Annotated in this window: 1 protein-coding gene; it reads left to right on the forward strand. The window is 73.0% G+C overall.

From position 1 onward, the window contains the following. Positions 1-523: AMP-binding protein (locus U8525_RS34435; protein ID WP_374270968.1), on the forward strand; the 523-nt coding region annotated here is incomplete at both ends.

Genomic DNA, 523 nt, shown 5'->3' on the forward strand with positions numbered 1-523 from the left:
GCAGGCGCGCTACGGCCTGACGCCGGCGGACACGGTGTTGCAGAAGACGCCGTTCAGCTTCGACGTGTCCGTCTGGGAGTTCTTCTGGCCCCTGATGACGGGCGCGCGGCTGGTGCTCGCGCGGCCCGGCGGACACCAGGAGCCGGACTACCTCGTGGCGCTCATGGCGCGCGAGGACGTGACGACGGTGCACTTCGTGCCGTCCATGCTGCGCGCCTTCGTGGAGGAGCCGGGCCTGGGGTCCCTGACGCGCCTGCGCCAGGTGATGTGCAGCGGCGAGGCCCTGCCCGCGGACCTGGTGCTCCGCGCCCAGGCGCGCATGCCGCACGCCACGCTGCACAACCTCTACGGCCCCACCGAGGCCGCCGTGGACGTGACGTCCTGGGAGTGCCCGCACGACGCCGCGCTGCGAGCCGTCCCCATCGGGCGCCCCGTGGCGAACACGGCGATGTACGTCCTGGATGCCCACGGCCAGCCGGTGCCCGTGGGAATCCCGGGCGAGCTGTTCATCGGCGGCGTGCAG

It is taken from the genome of Corallococcus sp. RDP092CA, assembly GCF_041903675.1.
In the GTDB taxonomy this organism is placed as follows: domain Bacteria; phylum Myxococcota; class Myxococcia; order Myxococcales; family Myxococcaceae; genus Corallococcus.